1 protein-coding gene is annotated in these 298 nt (G+C 70.1%); it reads left to right on the top strand.

Annotation, left to right across the window (positions count from 1 at the left end):
• Window positions 1-298 (top strand): hypothetical protein (locus C7I36_RS17505; protein WP_181256436.1); only part of this gene is annotated, 298 nt, incomplete at both ends.

The raw sequence follows: 298 nt of genomic DNA, 5'->3' as shown, positions 1-298 counted from the left end.
GAGCGGGTGTCTGATAGCGAAATTGTCGGCCGGGACAACGGCGAGCCGGTGGTGCGGCTGAGCCTGGTGGCGTCGGCGGACAAGACCCAGGCGACGGTGACGGCGACCTTGCTGAGCAACTACGGCCAGCACCCGGGCATCGATGCGGATGACGTGCAGTCGCTGGGGACGGTGGCGGTGGTGGCCACCGACCTGGACGGTGACGAGGCGAGCGGCAGCGTGAGCCTGTCGGTCTCGGACGACGTGCCGAGCGTGAGCGTGGCCGGGCCGGCCACGGTGGTGGAAGGCGAGCGCATCA

The sequence above is a fragment of the Zobellella taiwanensis genome, assembly GCF_003012795.1.
GTDB lineage: Bacteria > Pseudomonadota > Gammaproteobacteria > Enterobacterales > Aeromonadaceae > Oceanimonas > Oceanimonas taiwanensis.
Note: the sequence above shows the minus strand (reverse complement) of the source record. Positions and strands in the feature narration are given on the sequence as shown.